Genomic DNA, 19,403 nt, shown 5'->3' on the forward strand with positions numbered 1-19,403 from the left:
CACAACATGGCGCACAAACCACAGTGTGGCCGCATCAGACCGGATAGAAGCGGGACACAGGGTTGCGTGTGCCCGCTTCTATCCCATATCGTGAAGAGACCGGATGCCGTGGCGGGTCCGGTTGATACGTCTCGCTCAGAAGGGAGGAGGCTTGTACAATGTCAGGCAGGCTTTTTGGCTCGCCCATGTTTTTGGGTTTTGATCATCTGGAACAGATGCTGGAACGCGCCAGCAAGGGTTCGGGTGATGGATACCCACCGTACAACATAGAACAGATCGCCCCTAACGGCCTGCGTATTACCCTTGCTGTTGCCGGTTTTAGGATGGAGGACCTCCAGATTACGCAGGAGGACAACCAGCTTGTTATCCGTGGCCGTCAGGCGGATGAAGGGGAAGAGCGCGTTTACCTGCACCGTGGTATTGCGTCCCGCCAGTTCCAAAAGGCATTCGTGCTGGCGGAAGGCATAGAAATTGGCGGTGCATGGCTGGATAACGGGCTTTTGCATATTGATCTGTTCCGCCCGCAGCCAGAGGTGAGGGTCAAACAGATCGAAATCATGCAGGGTGGGCAAAAGGCGCAGGTGCCCTCTGGTTCAGGGGTTAAACCCCGGCCCACACCACGCATGTTGCATCCGGTTATGGATGTAGACGGTAGTTAAAAATTCGGAAGGAGGACGCAATGAAAAGCAGCATTCAGGGTGGTTACACACCAGCTGGTTTGCCGCAGGCCGAACGTGTGGCGGATGTGCGACAGCTTTCCGATATGCAGTTCCGCTCCCTCGGGCTGAGCAAGGTCGCCTATACCCGGCCGGCAGTCCTGGAAGATGGGGAGGAAGGATGCGCCATTTACGCGGCAGACGGCTCGCTGCTGGCTGTGGTGGATGACATGGAAACAGCATGGGGCGCCATTGTGCAGAATGACATGGTGCCTGCCTCCCTTCAGTAAGTCATCCTGAGGATGGAGACGTGAAAAAGGACCGGTTTGCGCCGGTCCTTTTTTTGTTGGGCATATGGTTTTTTGCAATCAGGCTGGAGATGCTTCCAGCGGTGCCGTGTCCAGCCAGCCAATATTGCCATCATCCCGCCGGTAAACCAGACTGATCTGCCGACTGGCCGTGTTGCGGAAGAGCAGAAAGTTCTGGCCTGCAAGGTCCAGCCGCATAACGGCTTCCCCTACGGACAGGACCGGAATATCCGCAGGCTGTTCGGCAATAATGGTTGCAAAGGTTTCTTCCTCCTTTTCCGTCTGGTTGGCAGCAGTGGAAGGGGTGCGGTGCTCCTGTTCCTCCACCGGTTGCAACACGTAGGACCGCACACGTTCAGACAGTTCCTGGCGGGATGTGGCGCGGGCGTGGGAGGTTACGCGTTTGTGGTAACGGCGCAGGCGTTTGGCAATATGTTCGGCTGCGTCATCAAAAGCCGCATTGGCGTCTGCGGCTTCGCCTTCTCCACGCAGGATCAGGCCGCGACCGGCTTTTACGTTGATGTCACAGGTAAAAAAGGAGCGGGCTTTGCTAAAGGTCACCTGTGCCTGTAGCCCAGTATCAAAGTAGCGTTCAGCAAGATTACCCAGATGGGTGTTGACCCGATGTTTCAAGGCGTCGGAAAGATCGATCTGTTTACCGGAAACCTGAATATGCATAGGACATCGTTCCTTGCGACTGGCGGACAGGTCCGTCAAACCCGAAGTGCCTCCGTATTTGCGTAGATGGCGCTCCGGTCTAACTGGCCTGCCTGTGTGCGTTGCAGGCAGGGTCTGCAATGCTTCATCCTGCATTTGGGCATGGGCAGGGTGTTTATGTCCATGCCTTTGTTACAGATATAATGCAGAGCTTTGCCCGGTGGTTGCATGGCAGCCAGATATGGCAGGAATATAAACCTGCATGGCAGACTTGCCCGCAGCCGTAGCCTATGCCTACACAGGGAGAACAGGCTTTTTTACGCCATTATCTGGATATTTTCTTCCTATGCTTTTACGTTCCGCTCCGCCTGATAATATGCCCAAAATGCCAACAGGCTGGGGGTGGCAGATCAAGCTGGGGTGCCTTGTGGTACTTGTGGGCTTGTATGGCGGCTTTATGTGGCATGTCACACACCAGAAAATACGCCCCATTATGGAGCGGATTGATATTCCGCTCACGGTTGTAGCCGCGCCCAAACCGCCCGCGCCTCCGGCCCCTCCCATAGCCATGTTGCCACCGCCTGCGGTGGATGCGGTTCCGCCTCCGGTTCTGCCGGGGCACGGATGGCACAAACCGTAACGCGTCAAGGCGGAGGTCCCGCGTGACCGAACTCTATGTGGCCGGCCTGCATATTTACCCAGTTAAAGGGCTGCATGGGCTTTCTCCCTCCACTGTCATGGTCAACCCGTGGGGATTGGAGGGGGATCGCCGCTGGATGGTTGTGGACCCGCATGGCAGGTTTTTAACCCAGCGGACCTGCCGCGCCATGGCGTTGGTTACCCCAGTTCCCACGGCCGAGGGGCTGATGTTGACCAAGACGCACATGCGGCCCCTTCCGGTGCGCTTTCCTAGCCAGAGTGCTGCACAGCTTACCGTGACGGTCTGGAAAGATCAGGTTCAGGCGCGGGATGCGGGGGACATGGCGGCTGCGTGGTTGGAAGAAGCCTTGGGGCAACCGTGCCGTCTGGTTTGGATGCACAGACCAGAATTGGCGCGTATCCGCCAGTTGGGAGAAGACGCACAGCCCGTCTCCTTTGCGGATGGATACCCGCTGCTTCTGGCTAATACGGCGTCCCTCGCGGACCTGAATACACGGCTGCCGGAGGGGCAGGCTGTGCCTATGACCCGGTTTCGGGCGAATATTATTATCAGTGGGCCGCTGCCTTGGGCCGAGGATGGCTGGCGGCGTGTGGCTATAGGGAAAGGGGTTGTCGCACGGGTGGTGGCACCTTGCTCACGGTGTGTGGTGACAACCGTTGACCAGAATACCGCAGAGGTGCCCAACCCCAAGGAGCCACTGGCCACGCTGTCCGCTTTCCGGCGGACGCAGAGTGGGGTCATGTTCGCGCAGAATGCGGTTGTGGAAAAAAGCGGCCTGATTAGTGTAGGGGACAGCGTAAGCGTGTTGGAAGAAGGTCCTTCCAACCTGCTGGCCATGTAGGGGAGGATGTAACCACAACCGGCAACATGGGCCGCTGCCCACGGCCTGATTGCTGCTGTGGGTTACAGTGAGAAACTTTCACCCAGATAAACGCGCCGCACATCCTCGTGCGCTACAATTTCTTCCGGCACACCCTGCATCAGCACCTGCCCGCTGTGCATGATGTAGGCGCGGTCAATAACTTCCAGTGTTTCACGCACGTTGTGGTCGGTAATCAGCACCCCGATCCCACGGTCCTTGAGGTGGGAGACCAGATCGCGGATTTCGCCCACGGCAATGGGGTCAATCCCGGCCAGCGGCTCATCCAGCAGAATATAGTGTGGCTGGCTGGCGAGAGCACGGGCAATTTCCAGCCGTCGGCGTTCCCCACCGGATAGAGCGAGGGATGGGGAATGGCGCAGGCGGGTAATGCCAAATTCGCTCAGAAGCCCATCCAGCATGACCTGCCTCTGGTCGGGGTCGGGTTCAACCACCTCCAGTGCCGCCATAATGTTCTGCTCAACATTCAACCCACGAAAAATGCTGGCTTCCTGTGGCAGGTAGCCAATGCCAAGCCGTGCACGGCGGTACATGGGCAGTTGGGTAATATCGGCCCCATCCAGTGTAATTGTGCCGGTATCAGGCTGGACCAGCCCCACAATCATATAAAAGCTGGTGGTTTTGCCTGCCCCGTTGGGGCCAAGCAGACCAACGGCCTCACCCCGATGGACTTCGAGCGAGACGTTTTTGACCACCTGCCGCTTTTTGTAGCTTTTGCCAATGTTGTGGGCAATCAGACCGTGGCCCGGCTTGTGGGGGGCGCTCAGGTCTATGGGTTCTGGGCCAATACCAATAACCTCTTCCTGCACGGTTTCTTCGGACGTCCAGCTTACTTCCCGGTTCATTGTTATTTCCTGTCCGATGTATCGCCGTTATTGGGAACAACCAGCCCGCTCACGCGGTTTCCGGGGCGTTCTGTCATGGTGGCAATACCTGTGTGCATGTTGATAATGGCCGCAGCCCCCTGAATCTGGTTTGGCCCACGTGTGATGTGCACGTTGCCAACAACGCGGGCAATACCCGTATCTGGCACATACACGCCGCGTTCACCCGTTATGATTTCGGTCTGGGTACGGACCCAGACATGCCCAAAGGCGTTCACCTTTTCCAGCTTTTCCGACCCGGAGCTGAAAGGGTCGCCCGATGATGAGTCGTCGGTTTTGGGTTTGGTGTCCGCTGCAGTTTTGGGCGTGTTGTCACGCGTGCTGTAGCCGACCAGAACATCCGCGCGAATCTGCCTGTGGTCGTTGGTGGTAACAGTGGCGTCTCCCCGCCCGATGGAAATGTGATCCTGCGAGTAATATTCCATCGAATCGCGGGCCGTCATCAGGTCCTGCGGTGTTGTCAGCTTAAGGGCCTTGCCCGTCATGATCAGCACGGACTTGTCCATGTCATACACGGCCTTGTCGCCCCATGCCTGATCGGTCTGGGTAAAGATGTGGACGTGGCCTATGGCTTCCAGACGGTAAATCTCGTTTGACCCGGAATCCTGATCATCCTCCGCCTTGGCAGGTGTGGCAGGTGTGGCAGGTGTGGCAGGTGTGGCAGGTGTGGCAGGTGTGGCAGGTGTGGCAGGTGTGGTGCCGTTAGCCGTTTGTGTGGCTGCGGTCGGAGCCGGGTCGGGAGTTGGCTGGTCCGGCTGTACAGCGGGGGCAGGGGCGGCCTGTGCCGTCGTGCTGGTATTCGTGCCGGGTGCGGCGTGAGGCGTGACGGGCTGTTTTTTGCGGTAATAGGCAATCAGCTTGTCAGCGGTTACGGTCGCATTGTTCCGCACGGCTTTGGCCTGATTGTAGGCTGTTACCTTCTTCAGGTTCTGGTCCCAGTCAAACCCACCCAATGCGGTGACTATAATCTGCCCACCGTGGGACAGGTCGATGGCCTGCGCCTGTGCAGCGCCGTGGCTTGCCAGAACTCCGGCAGGCAAGCAGGCAAGCAGGCCAATGCGGCGGGCAAAGGCGCGCACAAAAAAAGCAGGGTGGGGTGTTCTTGTTGTCATACTTCAGGATGCCTTTTTGCCGGCTGTGGCATCATTCTGGCGGTCATCATTCAGGATCAGGCGGCCGGGACCACGGAACTGGGCAAGACCATCGTGCTGGCTGAGCAAAAAGCCCTGCGCATCCAGCACGCCAAACGGTCCTTCCGCCCGCACCCATGAATCGGAGGTAATGATGCTGCGTTTGACGTCAACATCGGCAATGGGGGTGTGCATCATCAGGCCATCATCACGGTATAGGGTGACTTCTCCGGTCAGGTCGAGAATCTGCGCGTGCTGCATGTAAACGCCTTTTTCCGATCGGATCATAAGCCAGTCCCCGCCCTGCGTCAGAATATCCGCCACAGGGGCCGTTAGGTCCAGCCTGCTATCTGGGGCCTGATGCACCGTATCGGCTGTAATGGTGAACGGACGGCCATGCTCATCCATCCCCCGGTAGGTCGCCCCGACCAGGTTCCCGCTTTCTATTTTAACCTTGCTTAGTTCCCGCATGGTGGTCTGGTTGGCGCTTATCAGGTGTTCTACTTCCGGCCATACAGCTATGGCAGCCAAAAGCAGCAGAGCTGTGGCAGGCAACAGCCATTTGGCCCAGCGGAGCACCATGCGGCGGCGGGCCAGATTGGCGGCATCAGGCACCTTGCGCCTGATGGACGATGTGGCAAGCCGCTCGCGCTGCTGTTTTACATCCACCCCGGAGCGGGCAAAATCCTCCCGCTGTGGGCGTTTGTCGGGCGTGTCTGTCATCCCACGCCTGCCCGGATCAGGTCGTGCAGGTGCACAACCCCAATAGGCCTGCCTGCGGGGTCCAGAACAAAAAGGGCTGTAACCGGCCGCCTGCGCGCATTCATGACCCGCAGCGCTTCGGAGGCGAGGGCATCCGGGTCTATGGTCAGCGGCCTTGGGTTCATAATGTTTGTTGCCAGTGTGGTTGTAAGGTCGTGGTCCAGCGCGCGGCGCAGGTCTCCATCCGTGATCAGCCCCGCCAGTTCCCCATTCTGCCCCACAATGCCCACGCAGCCTAGCGCCTTGTGAGTCATTTCCATAATGACATCCCGCATGGGCGTATCAGGTGCGGTCAGCGGCATGGCGCTGCCTGTGTGCATGACATCCCGCACAGTGCGCAGGCGTGCGCCCAGCCTGCCACCGGGGTGGAAGGCCCCAAAGTCGGATGCGGTAAACCCCCGTTGCCGGAGCAGGGCCACGGCCAGAGCATCGCCAAAGGCAAGCTGCATGAGCGTGCTGGTGGTGGGGGCCAGCCCCATGGGGCACGCTTCTGGCATGGCAGGCAGGGTCAGGGCCAATGTTGCCGTGGAGGCAAGGGTGGACGTGGCCTTGCTGGTCACAGCCAGCAGGGGTTGGCCGGTCCGCAGGGCGTGGGTTGTAATATCGCCCAGCTCCGTGGTTTCACCCGAGTTGGAAAAAGCTAGAATGGCGTCACTGGGGAGTACCATGCCCAGATCCCCGTGCGAGGCCTCGGCCGGATGCACGTAGAGGGATGGTGTGCCAGTGGAGGCCAGTGTGGCCTGAATTTTGCGGGCGACATGCCCAGACTTGCCAATGCCCGTAACCACCACCCGGCCCTGAATCCCCAGCAGAATGGCCACGGCCCGACCAAATGCGCCACCCAGACCGTTTGGGTCTTCCAGCGCACGGGCCAGCGCATCCAGCCCGGCCTGTTCTGTACGCACGGTGGCGGCTGCATCCATGCAGGGCGTGGACGGGGCATCAGCACGGAGGGAGTGGGGGGATGTCATGCGTCAGGTAGGTCCGATGGGCAGGGAATGCCAGATACGCCTTTGCTCAGGCACGATGGGAGAAAATATCCGGGTCTTCATAACCCATCATGTCCAGCCGAGCCCGCGTGGGTAGAAAATCATAACATGCTTGTGCCAGATCGCGCCGGTTTTCGCGGTCCAGCAAGGCGGAAAGTTTATCCCACAGGGCGTGCAGGTAAAGCACGTCCGATGCAGCGTAAGCCAGTTGTTCGGGTTTAAGCTCGGGGGCGCCCCAGTCCGAACTCTGCTGCTGTTTGCTCAGGTCAACGCCCAGTAGGTCACGGCACAGGGCGGCCAGTCCGTGGCGGTCCGTAAATGTGCGAACCAGCCGGGCTGCAATTTTTGTGCAGACAACGGGGCTGACCGTAATGCCCAGCGCATGTTGCAGAATGCGAACATCAAAGCGGGCGTAGTGCATGATTTTGGTCAGGTTCGGGTCTGCCAGCACCCGTTTGAGGTTAGGGCAGTCATACCCCTGTCCGCCAAGCGAGGGGGGCAGAAGCTGGACCAGATGCGCCGTACCATCTCCGCTGGAAATCTGCACAAGGCACAGCCTGTCCCTATGGGGGTTAAGGCCCATAGTTTCCGTATCCACGGCAATGGAACCGGTAAAGGTCAGGCCGTCTGGCAGGTCATTTCTGTACAGGGTAATGGCGCCCGCACCTGGGCCCTGAGCTGCGGACATGAGGCGCTCCTGTTTTGCTGTTGCGTCTGGTCAGTTCTGCATCAGACGGATACAGGCGCAGGGGGGGAATGTCCATTCCCTCCGCAGGGGATAGGCGGAGACCCCGCTCATGCGCTAGGGGAGAGGCATAGAGATCCAGAACCCGGAACAGTTTGTCCATGCAAAACCCACGCAAAGCCGCACGTCCCGCACGCCGCTCCCGCTCATCTGGCCATGGTGGCGGAGGGCGCGAGGGTACGTCCTCCGCCCCGGCGGGCAAATGCTGGCTGTTTGGCACACATGCCGTGGCCGCAGCGCTGGCCAACCCACGCAGGGTGTACGAACGCCTGCTGGTGACGGAGGCCGAACATCCGGCACTGGCGGAGGCTGCTCAGGCAGGTGGGCGTGGTTTACGCGTAGCACCAGAGCTTGTGCAACGTGCCAGGTTGGATGACCTGCTGGGGCCAGATGCCGTGCATCAGGGTGTGGCCATGCTGGCGCATATTCTGCCGTCACTCACGCTGGAAGAGGCGCTGGAGCGGCCTGGCCCTGTGCTGGTGCTGGATCAGGTCACAGACCCGCGCAATGTGGGGGCTATTCTGCGGTCTGCCGCAGCGTTTGGGGCAGCCTGCATTGTGGTGCAGGACCGCAATGCCCCGGAGGAAACCGCCGTGCTGGCCAAGGCGGCTTCCGGCGCGTTGGAAACGGTGCCGTTCGTGCGGGAGGTTAACCTCTCCCGCGCTATAGAAATGCTCCAGAAGGCTGGGTGCTGGACCGTGGGGCTGGACGCCGGGGGGAGTATTCTGAATGGCGCCGGTTTTGAAGGACGTCGCGTTGCCTTGGTGCTGGGAGCGGAGGGGCGCGGCCTGCGCCGCCTGACGCGGGAAAGCTGTGATGAAATTGCCGGTCTGTACATGCCGGGCGAGATGGAAAGCCTGAATGTGTCGGTTGCAGCAGCAGTTGGGCTTTACGAGCTGGTACGGCGTGGCATGCCCGCAGCGTAACAGCCCGCCGCAACAAAAAAGCCAACATAATAACCAATATCGGCTCCACCCAGCCACCGGGCAATGGGGCCGGTATAAAGGCTGCTGGTGGAAAACAGGCCAATCGTCAGGGCGGAAGTCAGGGTGAATATGGTTGCTCCGCGTGTCCATCCTTTTTGGGCAGGGCGGAGCGCATGGTCCGTGCAATACCAGTCTGCCAGCACAATGCCGGTCCACGGTGCAATCCAGTACATGGTGACCATCAGGTAATCGGTATAAAAAGTGGCGTAGCGCCCCGCTCCGGCAACGGCCAGCCCGTAACCCAGTGTGGCCGTTAGTATGGCTGCGGCAACACGGGGGATATGGAACCCGGCGGAAATAAGGCTGTAGCTGGCTGTGTTGTCGTTAAACGAATTGCCAGTAATGGAAGATAGCGCAATGGCGGCCAGTGCAAACGTGCCAAGAGGCCCCAGAGTATGCTGGAGCGAGGCAATAACCGCCGTGGGGGATGCATCGGCCACGCTCCCTGCTGAAATAAGCCCCAAAATTTGGAAAGGAATGGCCGAGGCAAGCAACCCGGCCAGTGCAAGCAGCACAACCTTTGTCGGGCTGGAACTGGCAGGCAGATATCGCGTGTAGTCTGAGGAATAGGACGCCCATGAGAGGTTGAAGCTAACCAGCACACCAACTGCCAGCAAAAATGTGGTGACGCTAACAGGGTGGTGGATGCTCAGGGGAGCCTGCCCGCGGATGGCAAACACAATGCCAATCAGCCCAAAGGCAAACAACAGGAACGCGCCCAGATACTTTTGCAAAGCCTGCACAACATGGTGGCCGTAGATGGAGGCCAGCATCTGGACCCCAGCCAGCACGCCAAGGGCCAGCCAGAATGGCAGGCGCACCCCGCCTGTAAGCAGAAGGGCAATCAGGGCTGTGGCGGCTGGTACGTTGTTCACCGCATCCCACCCCACGCAGTAAATCCAGTTCAGGAATGCAGGCAGGCGTAGCCCTTTTTGCCCCAGAGCGCGGCGGGATGCCTCCATTTGCGTCAGCCCGGTGGATGGACCAATGGCAGCGGCCAGCGCAACCGGCAATGCGCCAATAAGGTTGCCAATAAGAACGGCGGCCACGCCGGTTTTGAAGTCCAGCCCCATACTAACCAGCAAAGCCCCGGTTACCCAGCCTCCCGGCCCCAGATTGGGGGCAAAATGACTCCAGAAGACGCGGTCCATCTTCATGGTTTTCAACCGTTGTTGGGCACAGGCTCACGCACGGCGGCGGCGGACATCTCTTCCATTATGGCATGGGCGCGGGGGCCTGCATCCTGCGTCATGTCTGGGGACTTTCGGCAAAAGGCGGCGGAAAAACGGGGGAGGCGTGGCTAGCTCAGGTCCGGTTCGGGCATACTGCCAGCGGCTCCGGCTGGCTGGTTGTTATAGTAGGATTCTGCCAGCCTGATGGGCAACAGGTCCATAAAGCGGGAGCCAGCCACCAGCCAGAGCGGAAAAGTAATGCGCCGCTCATTGCGCGCAAGCCCCCGCAGAATACGGCGGCATGCGCTGTTAACATCGGTCAGGCTCGGCATGGGGAACGTGTTACGCGCGACCATGGGCGTATCCAGAAAGCCGCAGACAACCGAACTGAGCAGAATACCAGCTTTTTTGGCATTCCCTCCGGTGGCAACCATAAAGCGGTCCACCGCAGCCTTGGCCGCGCTATAGGATGGAGTGCCGGGAAAGGAGACAAGACCCGCCACGGAGGAAATGGCGCAAATACGCCCACGCATACCATCTGCCGCACGGGGCTGGTGCTGCATCAGTTCCAGTGCAGGCAGCACAGTATTGAGCACCCCGATCAGGTCTGTTTCAAAAATCCGGCGGATCTGAGCTTCAGGTTCGGTGGCGGGTTGGTCCGGTCCAAGGGGCTTGCGGGTGCCGCCGGTAATGCCCGCGCAGGCCAGAACCATGTCCAGCCCTCCGGTGCCATGCACCCACTCCGCCATGGCGGCACTGTTTGCCACGTCGCAGGCTTTTAGGTGGACGGCGGCACCCCGGCTTATGCAGGCGCGTGCTGTTTCTTCCAGCCGTTCTGTGTTGCGCCCGCCTAGCCAGAGCTTGCGCCCCGGACGTGCCAGCGTAAGGGCCAAGGTGCGGCCCAGCCCGGATGAGGCGCCTGTAATGAGGATGCTGTTGTGTTTCATGGTGGTGTCAGCCTTCCTTGTTGCATAGAGCGCGGTGGCGCAGCATGGCCGCTTCTGGCATGAAGGGGCAAGACCGTAAGTTTGAACAGGCAGGGTGTGGAAAACAGTATGGCGCACAATGGAACAGCTCATCCGGGTAATGCAACACGGCGGGGGGTCTGCCTTGTTATTTCCGCTCCATCGGGTGCGGGCAAATCAACTATTGCCAACGCCCTGCGCGCATCGGACCCTAAATTGAAGCATTCTGTTTCCGTCACAACACGCCAGCCCCGTCCGGGGGAAAAGGAAGGGGTGCATTACTATTTCCGCACCATGGAGCAGTTTGAGGCCATGGCGCAGGCGGGGGAACTGCTGGAATGGGCAACGGTGTTCGGGCGCGGCTATGGTACCCCACGCGCCCCTGTGGAGGCCGCCCTTGCCGCCGGGTATGACATGGTGTTCGATATAGACTGGCAGGGCCACCGACAAATCCGTGAAGCACTGCCCGATGATGTTGTCAGCCTGTTTGTGCTGCCGCCATCGCTTGCCGAACTCGAACGCCGTTTGACGGGCCGGGGTTCCGACCACCCGGATGAAATTGCCCGCCGTATGGCTGCCGCGCGGGACGAAATTTCGCACTGGCGGGAGTTTGACTCCGTTATCATCAACAGCGAACTCGACCGTGCTATTGATGAAGCGCGGTCCGTGCTGGTGGCGGGGCGTCTGCTTACGCGCAGGCAGACCGGCCTTGCAGACTTTGTGGCAACATTTGATGCCTGAAAAACAGGCGCTATCCTGTGTTCAGCCCCTGAGCGCCCAATCCGTATTCGTGACAGACCAGTAAAGTGACCATGACAACAGAGACAGACAAACCAAAGGAAGACGGTCTGCTGGGTTTGACCCTGCGCCAGCCTCCAGCCAATATTGAGGCGGAACAGGCGCTGCTTGGTGCATTGCTGACGAATAACCGGGCCTATGACCGGGTTTCCGACTTTCTGGCAGGCGAGCATTTTGCCAACCGTGTGAATGGCCAGCTTTATGCGGCCATTGCCCGCAGGATAGAAAACGGCCAACTGGCCGACCCTGTGACCATGCGGGCGGAACTGGAAAATTCCGGTATGCTGGATAGCGTTGGCGGCATGGCCTATCTGGCCAAACTGCTGACATCCATGGTCGGTATTATCAACGCCGGGGATTACGGGCGGGCCATCCATGATGCGTGGATACGCCGCCAGTTGATTGATATTGGCGAGACCGTTGTTAACAACGCATTTGGCGCCACAGGGGACCTGTCCGGCCCGGACCAGATTGAGGCGGGGGAAGAAGCCCTGTTCAAACTGGCGACCGAAAAGGGCAAGGAGGGGGATTTTGTCTCCTTCAACAAGGCTCTTACCGGGGCCATTAACGTTGCGGCCCTTGCTTTCCAGAGCGAGGGGCATGTTACCGGGCTAACATCCGGCCTGCGGGATCTGGATAAAAGGACTGGTGGGCTGCACCCTTCGGATCTGCTTATTCTGGCAGGGCGTCCGGCTATGGGTAAAACGGCGCTGGCAACAAAAATAGCGTTTTCCGCCGCCCGTGCACTGATGGACGAGGCAGAGGAAAAAGGCGGTAAGCCCAAAGGGTCTGTTGCCATTTTCTCGCTCGAAATGTCAGCCGAACAGTTGGCAACACGTATTTTGTCCGAACAGGCCGAAGTTTCGGGCGAGCGGATCCGCCGGGGTGATATTGGGCAAAAGGAGTTCGACCGGTTTGTGCGGGTCAGTCATGAACTTTCCCGCCTGCCTTTGCTGATTGATGATACGCCAGCCATCTCGCTCTCCGCCATGCGCACACGCTGCCGCCGTCTCAAGCGCACGCAGGGGCTGAGTCTGGTTGTTGTGGATTACCTGCAACTTATGCGGCCCTCGGTCGGTACGCGTCCGGAAAGCCGTGTGCTGGAAATTTCCATGATTACGCAGGGGCTCAAGGCCATTGCGAAGGAACTGGAAGTGCCGGTTATTGCGCTTTCTCAGCTTTCCCGTCAGGTGGAAAGCCGAGAAGACAAACGCCCCATGCTGTCTGACTTGCGTGAATCCGGCTCTATTGAGCAGGACGCTGACGCCGTGATGTTTGTTTATCGTGATGAATATTACCTGCAACAGCGTATGCCCAAGGAAACAGCCTACGATTCCATGGACAAATACGCCGTTGCCATGGACGAATGGCAGCGCAAGATGGGGCTGGTCCACAACAAAGCCGAGCTTATTCTGGAAAAGCAGCGTCATGGGCCGACAGGCACCATTAACCTGTTCTTTGAAGGCGAATACACGCGTTTTGCCGATCTGGACAATATTCACGAGCACTAAGCGTATTGGCCACCAAGTGGTCTGGGCTGTGCCTTAACAAAAACCCGGCTCCTCCATTATGGGAGCCGGGTTTTTTGTTTTACCGTTTGGTGTCGCAGTGGTTATGGAGCGCGCACGGTCTGGCGGAACGTCACAGGAATTTCGTTCTCTTGAAAAGCCTGCCAAATTGCAAACAACGCGTTGCTGCGGGCTGTTTTTATTTCCACCCCATCACGCGCTTTGGCCGAGCCTGTTAGCACGGCCGAGCCATCGGCTACCGATGTCATGCTGACGGTGGGAGGTGTGTCGGGGTCTGTATCTGCACAGGAAGTGAGTGTTGCAATAACCACGCTGGTGGCTTTGTGCAGATCAGACGCAAAGGGCAGGTCCAGTTCCACAGTAAACACACCCGGTTTTTGTGCCCGTGTCGCGTTTTTGACCGCCGAGGTAATGAACTGCGAGTTCGGCACGATCATGGTGGATTTGTCGTCCAGCTTTATGTCCGTGGATCTGACGCTAATGCGTTCCACCTTGCCGGTAACCCCGGCAATGGTCACAACATCCCCGACCGATACAGGCCGTTCGGCCATAAGAATAATGCCCGAGACAAAGTTCTGCACAATGGATTGCAGGCCAAAACCAATGCCAACAGATAGGGCGCTGACAACCCATGTCATGCTTTTGACCGTAACGCCCAGAACCGCAAACATGGCCAGACCGATCAGAATCCACGCCGCATAGCTGAGTATGCTCAGGATGGAAGCCTGCGCCCCTATATCGAGATTGGTGGCGGGGAAAAACCTTTGCTGGAACCACGATTTAACAATTTTGATAGCCTGATAACCAAGCAGGGGCAGCGCAATGCACAGCAGAATGGCATCCAGCGAGACGGAGGGCGTATTGTTGTCATCCGTGCCGTGGAAAAGGGAGTAAAGCTGCTGCCATATCTGGGGTGGGTCAAAATTGGCGCCAGATGTGGCCACGGCATAAGCCACCACCAGCAAAAGCACATTGACCAGACCGGGGATGAGAATACTGGCCTGATTAATAAGTCGTGGCGGAAGCCCCAGTTCTACCAGATGGCGGCCTAAGGGGGCGCGGGCGGGGAATAGCGCACTGCCAATGGCTGTTGTGAGCATGGACAGCAGCAGAAGCGTGGTCATGCTCAAAGCCATGACGCTGACCCAGGAGATAAGCGTGTAAGCGAGCGGAATATACCCTGAAAGAACCGCAATCCAGCAGATGATGGAAATGGCCATGGCCATGCTCCGCAGGAACTGCGCAATGGGCGGGGCTTGGTCGGCTTTGGTCGGGTCCGTATCTGTTTCCTGCTCCTGCGCTGCTGTCAGGCGCAGCTTGCGGGGGATGGCGAACAGAAGGGGGCTGACCGCAAGAGTATAAAGCCCATCCATAAGCTGAACACTTAGGAGGGAAAGGCCGCTTTGCGTATCTATATAGCGCAGGATGCCACGCACGATCATGGCAATGGCCAACCATCCGGGAAAAAGCCGTAGGCTGCGTGCCAGATCGTCTGACATGGCAAAAACACGCCACTCCGCTTTGCTGCTGAGGAAGCAGAAGCCAAGTTCCAGCACCAGCCCGCAAAGGGGGGCTTGTGTGGCAACCATACTGGCAAGCTGGTCCAGATCATCCCCTACGGCAGGGTTGTCAAAAGCCAGCGTGTTCCAGAAAATCTGAAAGGAAATACCGCAGGCCAGAACGCTGATAAGCCCGCATATGACGGCAGCTACAATGGGGCGCACGCGCCCCTCTGGCAAAAAGCGGGTTGCCAGAAGGCGTACAGGCTTGCGGGCAAAGAGCCACCCAACCAGCAGCAGAAGCGATGCGCACAGTCCTAATAGTGTGATGAAAATACGTTTGCCAGTCAGCGCCGTTGTCAGCATGGCCAGTGTTTCGGCCCCAAGGGCGTTCAGCCTGCGACCATCCTGCGGCGCGCCCTGTATGAACTGGGACCAGAAGTTGATTCCCAAAGGCGAGGGCAGCTGCTGCCATAGCGTTGCTTGCTGAATGGCGCTGTCATGCTGACGCAGTTCGTTCACCAGTTGCTGCGCTTCGACCTGATAAAGCTTGAGCCGGGTTATGCGGGCGGAAATATCTTTCTGCCGTTTGCTCAGGCTTTCCCGCTGTTCGGTAATGGAGGGCGCTTCCGGCGCATCATCCTTACCGGGGGGCTTACCCAGAATGTCCACAAAGTTCTGGTAAACATCCTGATACGGCTTGATCCGCGCCATCAGCTTGTCCGTGCGGGTGGCAACGGCGGAAGCCCGCTGGAGCAACGTGCTCAGGTCTATGGTGCTGTGCCCGGTATGCTGTTCCGCCACGCCACTTTTGTAGATGGCGCGGAGTTCCGCCCCGATCTCATCCAGCGTCTGGTCCGAAACAATGTCCTGTGCCCCCATAATCAGCGGCGTGGGGGCCGCTGTTGCTGTCTGGTCAGTAGTCTGCGCAAGCGTTGGGGCCGCCAGATGGGGGATGGAAAAGAGAAAAAACGAGAGCAGAAACAATACGCGGACAGGCATACGAAGCATCAGGCAACCTTGCGCCGAGGGAGGAGGATAATACGGCTTTGAACGATCCGAGCAGGCAACAGGTTGCATACCCATTATGGTGCAAAGCAGAAGAGTATCATACCACGCGGGTATAATAAGGGGAGAATGAAAGATTGTGAGAGACTGTATTGAATGCGATAGAATAATGGAATGGTATTGGATTATTCAGACAATACAGTCCTGATTGCATTTAATGTTTGATTGTATTGGCTAACATACGCGTTTGACCAGCCCAATGGTCGGATACATCAGGCTGGGGCAAGGCAATCAGTCGTCGCTGCTGGTCAGGTGGTCATGGTAACCCAGCGGTTCCCACTGTGCGGGTTGGGTCAGATGGCGCTGTGGATGGTGGAACATCCCGCAGGCGGAAAGCCCGAATGCGCATATCAGCAACAGAACCGCACGTTTCATTGTGTGTCTTTCTCCACATATGGTCTGACTGTTTCTATCTCACTCGCGCCTGACATGGGCAAGATAATTAGAGTGCAGTCCGGGCCGTTAACGTCTTAATTCCATGGTAATCGGCCCTTCGCGGCGGCCGTGGGTAAACTGGTCCACGTAATCATTCCCGCTGTGCATGAGCGAGGCTGCCGCCCCCTGCCAGACCAGTTTGCCCTTGTAGAGCATGGCGGCCTCATCTCCAATCCGCTGGGCGGAGGCCATGTCATGCGTAATGGCAATGGCGGTGGACCCCAGTTTTTTAACGCAGTCCACAATCAGCCCATCAATGACCGCGCCCATAATGGGGTCCAGCCCGGTTGTGGGTTCGTCAAAGAACAGGATGTTGGGTTGTGCCGCAATGGCACGGGCAAGGCCTACGCGTTTTTGCATCCCGCCCGAAAGCTCGGAGGGGTAAAGGTCACCAACCGATGGCGCCAGCCCCACTTGCTCCAGAATGGCGCCTGCCTTGCTGCGTGCAGTTGCGCGGGTCACTTTTTTAAGGGCCAGCAGGCCGAAGGTCACATTTTCCCACACAGGCAGACTGTCAAAAAGGGCGGCGTTCTGGAACAGCATCCCAATTTCGCTGCGGAGTGCATCGCGCCGTTTGGCGGACGCCGCCAGCACATCTTCGCCATCAATTTCAATACAGCCCGAATCCGGGGTCATCAGGCCCAGAATACAGCGTAGCAGAACGGACTTGCCCGACCCCGAACCACCAATAATGACGAACGATGTCCCCTGCGGTACATCAAGCGAAACACCGTCCAGCACCTTTTTGTCCCCAAAGGACTTGTGCAGATCCCTGATGCGGATTTTGGGGGGAGCACTGGTTACGCTCTGGTCCATTGCTGCGGCACTCATTGTGAGAAAAACAGGTCTGTAATCAGATAATCAAAGGCGAGGAGCAAAATGGAGGCCACCACCACGGCAGACGTGGTGGCAGACCCAACGCCTTCGGCCCCGCCCTTGCTGTTATAGCCATAGTAGCACCCCATCAGCGCGATCAGGAACCCGAACAGGGCCGCCTTAATCAGCCCGACAGTAACATCCATGACCTTAACGGAGTTCAGGGTCGCTGTAATATAGGCGGTGGGGGAAAAACCCAGTTTGACCACGGCAACCGTAAAGCCCCCGGCAACCCCCAGCACGTCCGCCACCAGCACAAGCAGGGGCAGGGCAACTATGCCAGCCAACAGGCGCGGGGCGACCAGATACTTCATGGGGTTGGTGGAAAGGGTGGTTAGCGCATCAATCTGATCCGTGACCCGCATGGTGCCGATTTGCGCGGCCATGGCGGCCCCTACACGACCAGCCACCATAAGGCCCGCCAGCACGGGTCCCAACTCACGCGTGACGGCCAGAACCACAATGCCGGCAATGGCGCTTTGGGCATGGTACTGCGCAAAACCGGTGTAGGATTGCAATGCAATGACCCCGCCAGAAAACAGGGCGGTAAGAGCGACAACGGGAAGAGAGAAAAAGCCGGTTTCCAAAAACGTGCGAACAAAAACCCGCCCGTAGAACGGGGGCCGCACAATGTGGGACAGCCCAGCCAGTGCAAACAGCGCCAGAGCGCCAGCACTGCGGACAAGCGAGAGTGTGGTGCGGCCTGTATGGGCCACAAGATCAAGCACCATATCCATGGTTCGGGCTGTTTGTTCCTGTTGCGTGTGATCTGGCTCTGTTGTGGTGTGAGGCGTAACCCGTTCCGGTCTGGTTCGTCAAAACATGGTTTTGTTTTGCAGCCGGATACGGCTTTTGCCTGCTGTGGACCAATGCAGGGCAGTCCGCTAGGTGGGTCTTGAGTTTGTTCTTGTTTCATTCCATTTATGAGTGGGCAATAAGGCAGGAACAGGGGAATATCCGTGGCCAAAAAAACGTCCCGCCAGTACGTGTGCAGAGCATGTGGAGCCGTCCATGCCAAATGGGCGGGCCAGTGTGATGCCTGCCAGGAATGGAACACGCTGGAGGAAATGGCGGTGGAACCGCTGGCAGCCTCTTCCGCCTCATCACGCGCTGGCAAAGGGCGGCGTGTGCAGTTGCATGGGCTGGGCGGCAAGGTGGAACTTCCACCACGGATAAGTACCAACATTGCGGAGCTGGACCGTGTGCTGGGGGGCGGGTTGGTTCCGGCTTCCGTTGTGCTGGTTGGGGGGACCCCGGCATAGGAAAATCCACGCTGCTGTTGCAGGCCGCCAGCCGGCTGGCGGGCAAAGGGGAGCGGGTTCTCTACATTTCGGGCGAAGAGGCGGTGGACCAGATTCGCCTGCGGGCCATTCGTCTGGGCGTGGTGGAAACCAGTCTGGACCTAGCGGCATCCATTAATGTTGCGGATATTGTGGCCACGCTTGAGGCCGAACCGGATGTTAAGGCGGTGGTCATCGATTCCATCCAGACGATGTGGCTGGAAACGGTGGACAGCGCGCCGGGCACCGTCTCGCAGGTGCGGGCCTGCGCGTTTGAATTGATCCGTGCCGCCAAACGACGTGGGTTCAGCCTTATTCTGGTTGGGCACGTTACCAAGGAAGGCGCGTTGGCTGGCCCACGTGTGCTGGAGCACATGGTGGATGCGGTAATGTATTTTGAAGGGGACAGGGGGCACCAGTTCCGTATTTTGCGTGCTGCCAAAAACCGTTACGGCGCTACGGATGAGATTGGCGTGTTCGCCATGACTGACCGTGGGTTGGAAGAGGTTAGTAATCCATCTGCCCTGTTTTTGGCCGAACGGCGCGGTAATATAGCAGGCTCCGCCGTGTTTGCAGGGTTGGAGGGAACGCGGCCTGTTCTGTTGGAGGTGCAGGCGCTGCTGGCTCCCAAAGGTGGGGATGGCGCTCCCCGCCGTGCCGTAGTGGGGTGGGACACCGGGCGACTGGCCATGCTGCTGGCGGTGTTGGAAACACGGTGCGGCCTCAAACTGTCCGGCATGGATGTGTATCTGAATGTGGCAGGGGGGTTGAAGGTGGCCGAACCTGCGGCCGATCTGGCCGTGGCTGCGGCTTTGGTGTCTGCCGCCAGTGGTGTGCCCACAAGCCCCGGTGAAGTCTATTTTGGCGAGGTCGGCCTGTCGGGCGAGGTCAGGCAGGTGGCGCAGGCGGATGCGCGGCTTAAGGAGGCAGCCAAGCTGGGCTTTACACAGGCTGTTCTACCACGCCGCATAGCGCGGGGGAGTGCGCGCTCCCGCCCGCCGGAGGGAATGGGGCTGCGTGAGTTAGGCCATATTTCCGATCTGGTTGGCCCGGATGTGGAGGCGGAATAATATCCGCCCCATGTTTGTATGGCATTGCAAGCGGTGTTAGGGCGCGCTATAAG

General features: G+C 58.6%; 18 protein-coding genes and 2 pseudogenes. 8 read left to right on the top strand and 12 right to left on the bottom strand.

Annotated features, from left to right (window positions below):
• Positions 1–158: 158 nt before the first annotated feature.
• Entirely contained in the window at positions 159–659 is a 501-nt protein-coding gene (locus tag AGA_RS05425) for an Hsp20 family protein (protein ID WP_059023348.1), read from the top strand.
• Positions 660–679: 20 nt separating this feature from the next.
• Complete coding sequence (locus AGA_RS05430) at positions 680–946, top strand: hypothetical protein (protein ID WP_059023350.1); 267 nt, start codon at positions 680–682, stop codon at positions 944–946.
• Between the two features lie 78 nt (positions 947–1,024).
• Here the strand turns inward: AGA_RS05430 and hpf are convergent, their stop codons facing one another.
• Positions 1,025–1,642 (bottom strand): ribosome hibernation-promoting factor, HPF/YfiA family, encoded by a 618-nt coding sequence (gene hpf, locus AGA_RS05435; protein WP_059023353.1) that lies wholly within the window; start codon positions 1,640–1,642, stop codon positions 1,025–1,027.
• Between the two features lie 241 nt (positions 1,643–1,883).
• Between hpf and AGA_RS05440 the strand changes: the two genes are divergently transcribed.
• Together AGA_RS05440 and AGA_RS05445 are read left to right on the top strand one after the other, a co-directional pair.
• Positions 1,884–2,261 (top strand): hypothetical protein, encoded by a 378-nt coding sequence (locus tag AGA_RS05440; RefSeq protein WP_157065310.1) that lies wholly within the window; start codon positions 1,884–1,886, stop codon positions 2,259–2,261.
• A gap of 22 nt (positions 2,262–2,283) precedes the next feature.
• Positions 2,284–3,123: an MOSC domain-containing protein gene (locus AGA_RS05445; RefSeq protein ID WP_059023356.1), complete on the top strand. Its 840-nt coding sequence runs from the start codon at positions 2,284–2,286 to the stop codon at positions 3,121–3,123.
• Between the two features lie 62 nt (positions 3,124–3,185).
• Here AGA_RS05445 and lptB read toward each other — a convergent pair whose 3' ends face one another.
• The 5 genes from lptB to AGA_RS05470 are packed head-to-tail and all read right to left on the bottom strand — an operon-like array spanning position 3,186 to position 7,615.
• On the bottom strand, positions 3,186–4,007 hold the full coding sequence (gene lptB / locus AGA_RS05450; RefSeq protein ID WP_157065311.1) for an LPS export ABC transporter ATP-binding protein: 822 nt from the start codon (positions 4,005–4,007) through the stop codon (positions 3,186–3,188).
• Positions 4,008–4,009: 2 nt separating this feature from the next.
• Complete coding sequence (locus AGA_RS05455; RefSeq protein ID WP_059023358.1) at positions 4,010–5,158, bottom strand: LptA/OstA family protein; 1,149 nt, start codon at positions 5,156–5,158, stop codon at positions 4,010–4,012.
• Between the two features lie 3 nt (positions 5,159–5,161).
• Positions 5,162–5,899, bottom strand: coding sequence for an LPS export ABC transporter periplasmic protein LptC (lptC, locus tag AGA_RS05460; protein ID WP_059023360.1), 738 nt, complete (start codon positions 5,897–5,899; stop codon positions 5,162–5,164).
• Complete coding sequence (locus AGA_RS05465) at positions 5,896–6,909, bottom strand: KpsF/GutQ family sugar-phosphate isomerase (protein ID WP_059023362.1); 1,014 nt, start codon at positions 6,907–6,909, stop codon at positions 5,896–5,898. Before AGA_RS05465 ends, lptC begins: the two co-directional genes overlap by 4 nt.
• A gap of 46 nt (positions 6,910–6,955) precedes the next feature.
• Positions 6,956–7,615, bottom strand: a complete 660-nt coding sequence (locus AGA_RS05470) for a ribonuclease D (protein ID WP_059023364.1) — start codon at positions 7,613–7,615, stop codon at positions 6,956–6,958.
• Positions 7,616–7,773: 158 nt separating this feature from the next.
• On the opposite strand from AGA_RS05470, the gene rlmB reads away from it, so the two are divergent.
• A complete protein-coding gene (rlmB, locus tag AGA_RS05475) occupies positions 7,774–8,598 on the top strand; it encodes a 23S rRNA (guanosine(2251)-2'-O)-methyltransferase RlmB (protein ID WP_083503558.1) in 825 nt (274 codons plus the stop codon).
• On the opposite strand, the pseudogene AGA_RS05480 reads toward rlmB, so the two are convergent.
• Both AGA_RS05480 and AGA_RS05485 read right to left on the bottom strand, forming a co-directional pair.
• Positions 8,562–9,874: pseudogene (locus tag AGA_RS05480) on the bottom strand (purine-cytosine permease family protein). The gene rlmB and the pseudogene AGA_RS05480 overlap by 37 nt on opposite strands.
• A gap of 84 nt (positions 9,875–9,958) precedes the next feature.
• Entirely contained in the window at positions 9,959–10,777 is an 819-nt protein-coding gene (locus AGA_RS05485; RefSeq protein WP_059023369.1) for an SDR family NAD(P)-dependent oxidoreductase, read from the bottom strand.
• 108 nt (positions 10,778–10,885) lie between these two features.
• On the opposite strand from AGA_RS05485, the gene gmk reads away from it, so the two are divergent.
• Together gmk and AGA_RS05495 are read left to right on the top strand one after the other, a co-directional pair.
• Positions 10,886–11,536 (top strand): guanylate kinase, encoded by a 651-nt coding sequence (gene gmk / locus AGA_RS05490; protein ID WP_059024675.1) that lies wholly within the window; start codon positions 10,886–10,888, stop codon positions 11,534–11,536.
• Between the two features lie 71 nt (positions 11,537–11,607).
• Entirely contained in the window at positions 11,608–13,104 is a 1,497-nt protein-coding gene (locus tag AGA_RS05495) for a replicative DNA helicase (RefSeq protein ID WP_059023371.1), read from the top strand.
• Positions 13,105–13,205: 101 nt separating this feature from the next.
• Here the strand turns inward: AGA_RS05495 and AGA_RS05500 are convergent, their stop codons facing one another.
• From AGA_RS05500 to AGA_RS05510, 4 genes are all read right to left on the bottom strand, one after another.
• The gene (locus tag AGA_RS05500; protein WP_059023372.1) at positions 13,206–15,632 is read right to left on the bottom strand and encodes a DUF3772 domain-containing protein; all 2,427 of its coding nucleotides are present in this window, start codon (positions 15,630–15,632) and stop codon (positions 13,206–13,208) included.
• Positions 15,633–15,920: 288 nt separating this feature from the next.
• Positions 15,921–16,064, bottom strand: coding sequence for a hypothetical protein (locus AGA_RS13815; protein WP_172793720.1), 144 nt, complete (start codon positions 16,062–16,064; stop codon positions 15,921–15,923).
• A gap of 87 nt (positions 16,065–16,151) precedes the next feature.
• The gene (locus AGA_RS05505; RefSeq protein WP_373319911.1) at positions 16,152–16,955 is read right to left on the bottom strand and encodes an ABC transporter ATP-binding protein; all 804 of its coding nucleotides are present in this window, start codon (positions 16,953–16,955) and stop codon (positions 16,152–16,154) included.
• Positions 16,952–17,737: an MlaE family ABC transporter permease gene (locus AGA_RS05510; protein ID WP_059023374.1), complete on the bottom strand. Its 786-nt coding sequence runs from the start codon at positions 17,735–17,737 to the stop codon at positions 16,952–16,954. The genes AGA_RS05505 and AGA_RS05510 overlap by 4 nt, the downstream gene beginning before the upstream one ends.
• Before the next feature lie 222 nt (positions 17,738–17,959).
• Here AGA_RS05510 and radA point away from each other — a divergent pair.
• A pseudogene (gene radA, locus AGA_RS05515) lies at positions 17,960–19,350 on the top strand (DNA repair protein RadA).
• Positions 19,351–19,403 lie beyond the last annotated feature (53 nt).

It is taken from the genome of Acetobacter ghanensis, from assembly GCF_001499675.1.
Classification (GTDB): Bacteria; Pseudomonadota; Alphaproteobacteria; order Acetobacterales; family Acetobacteraceae; genus Acetobacter; species Acetobacter ghanensis.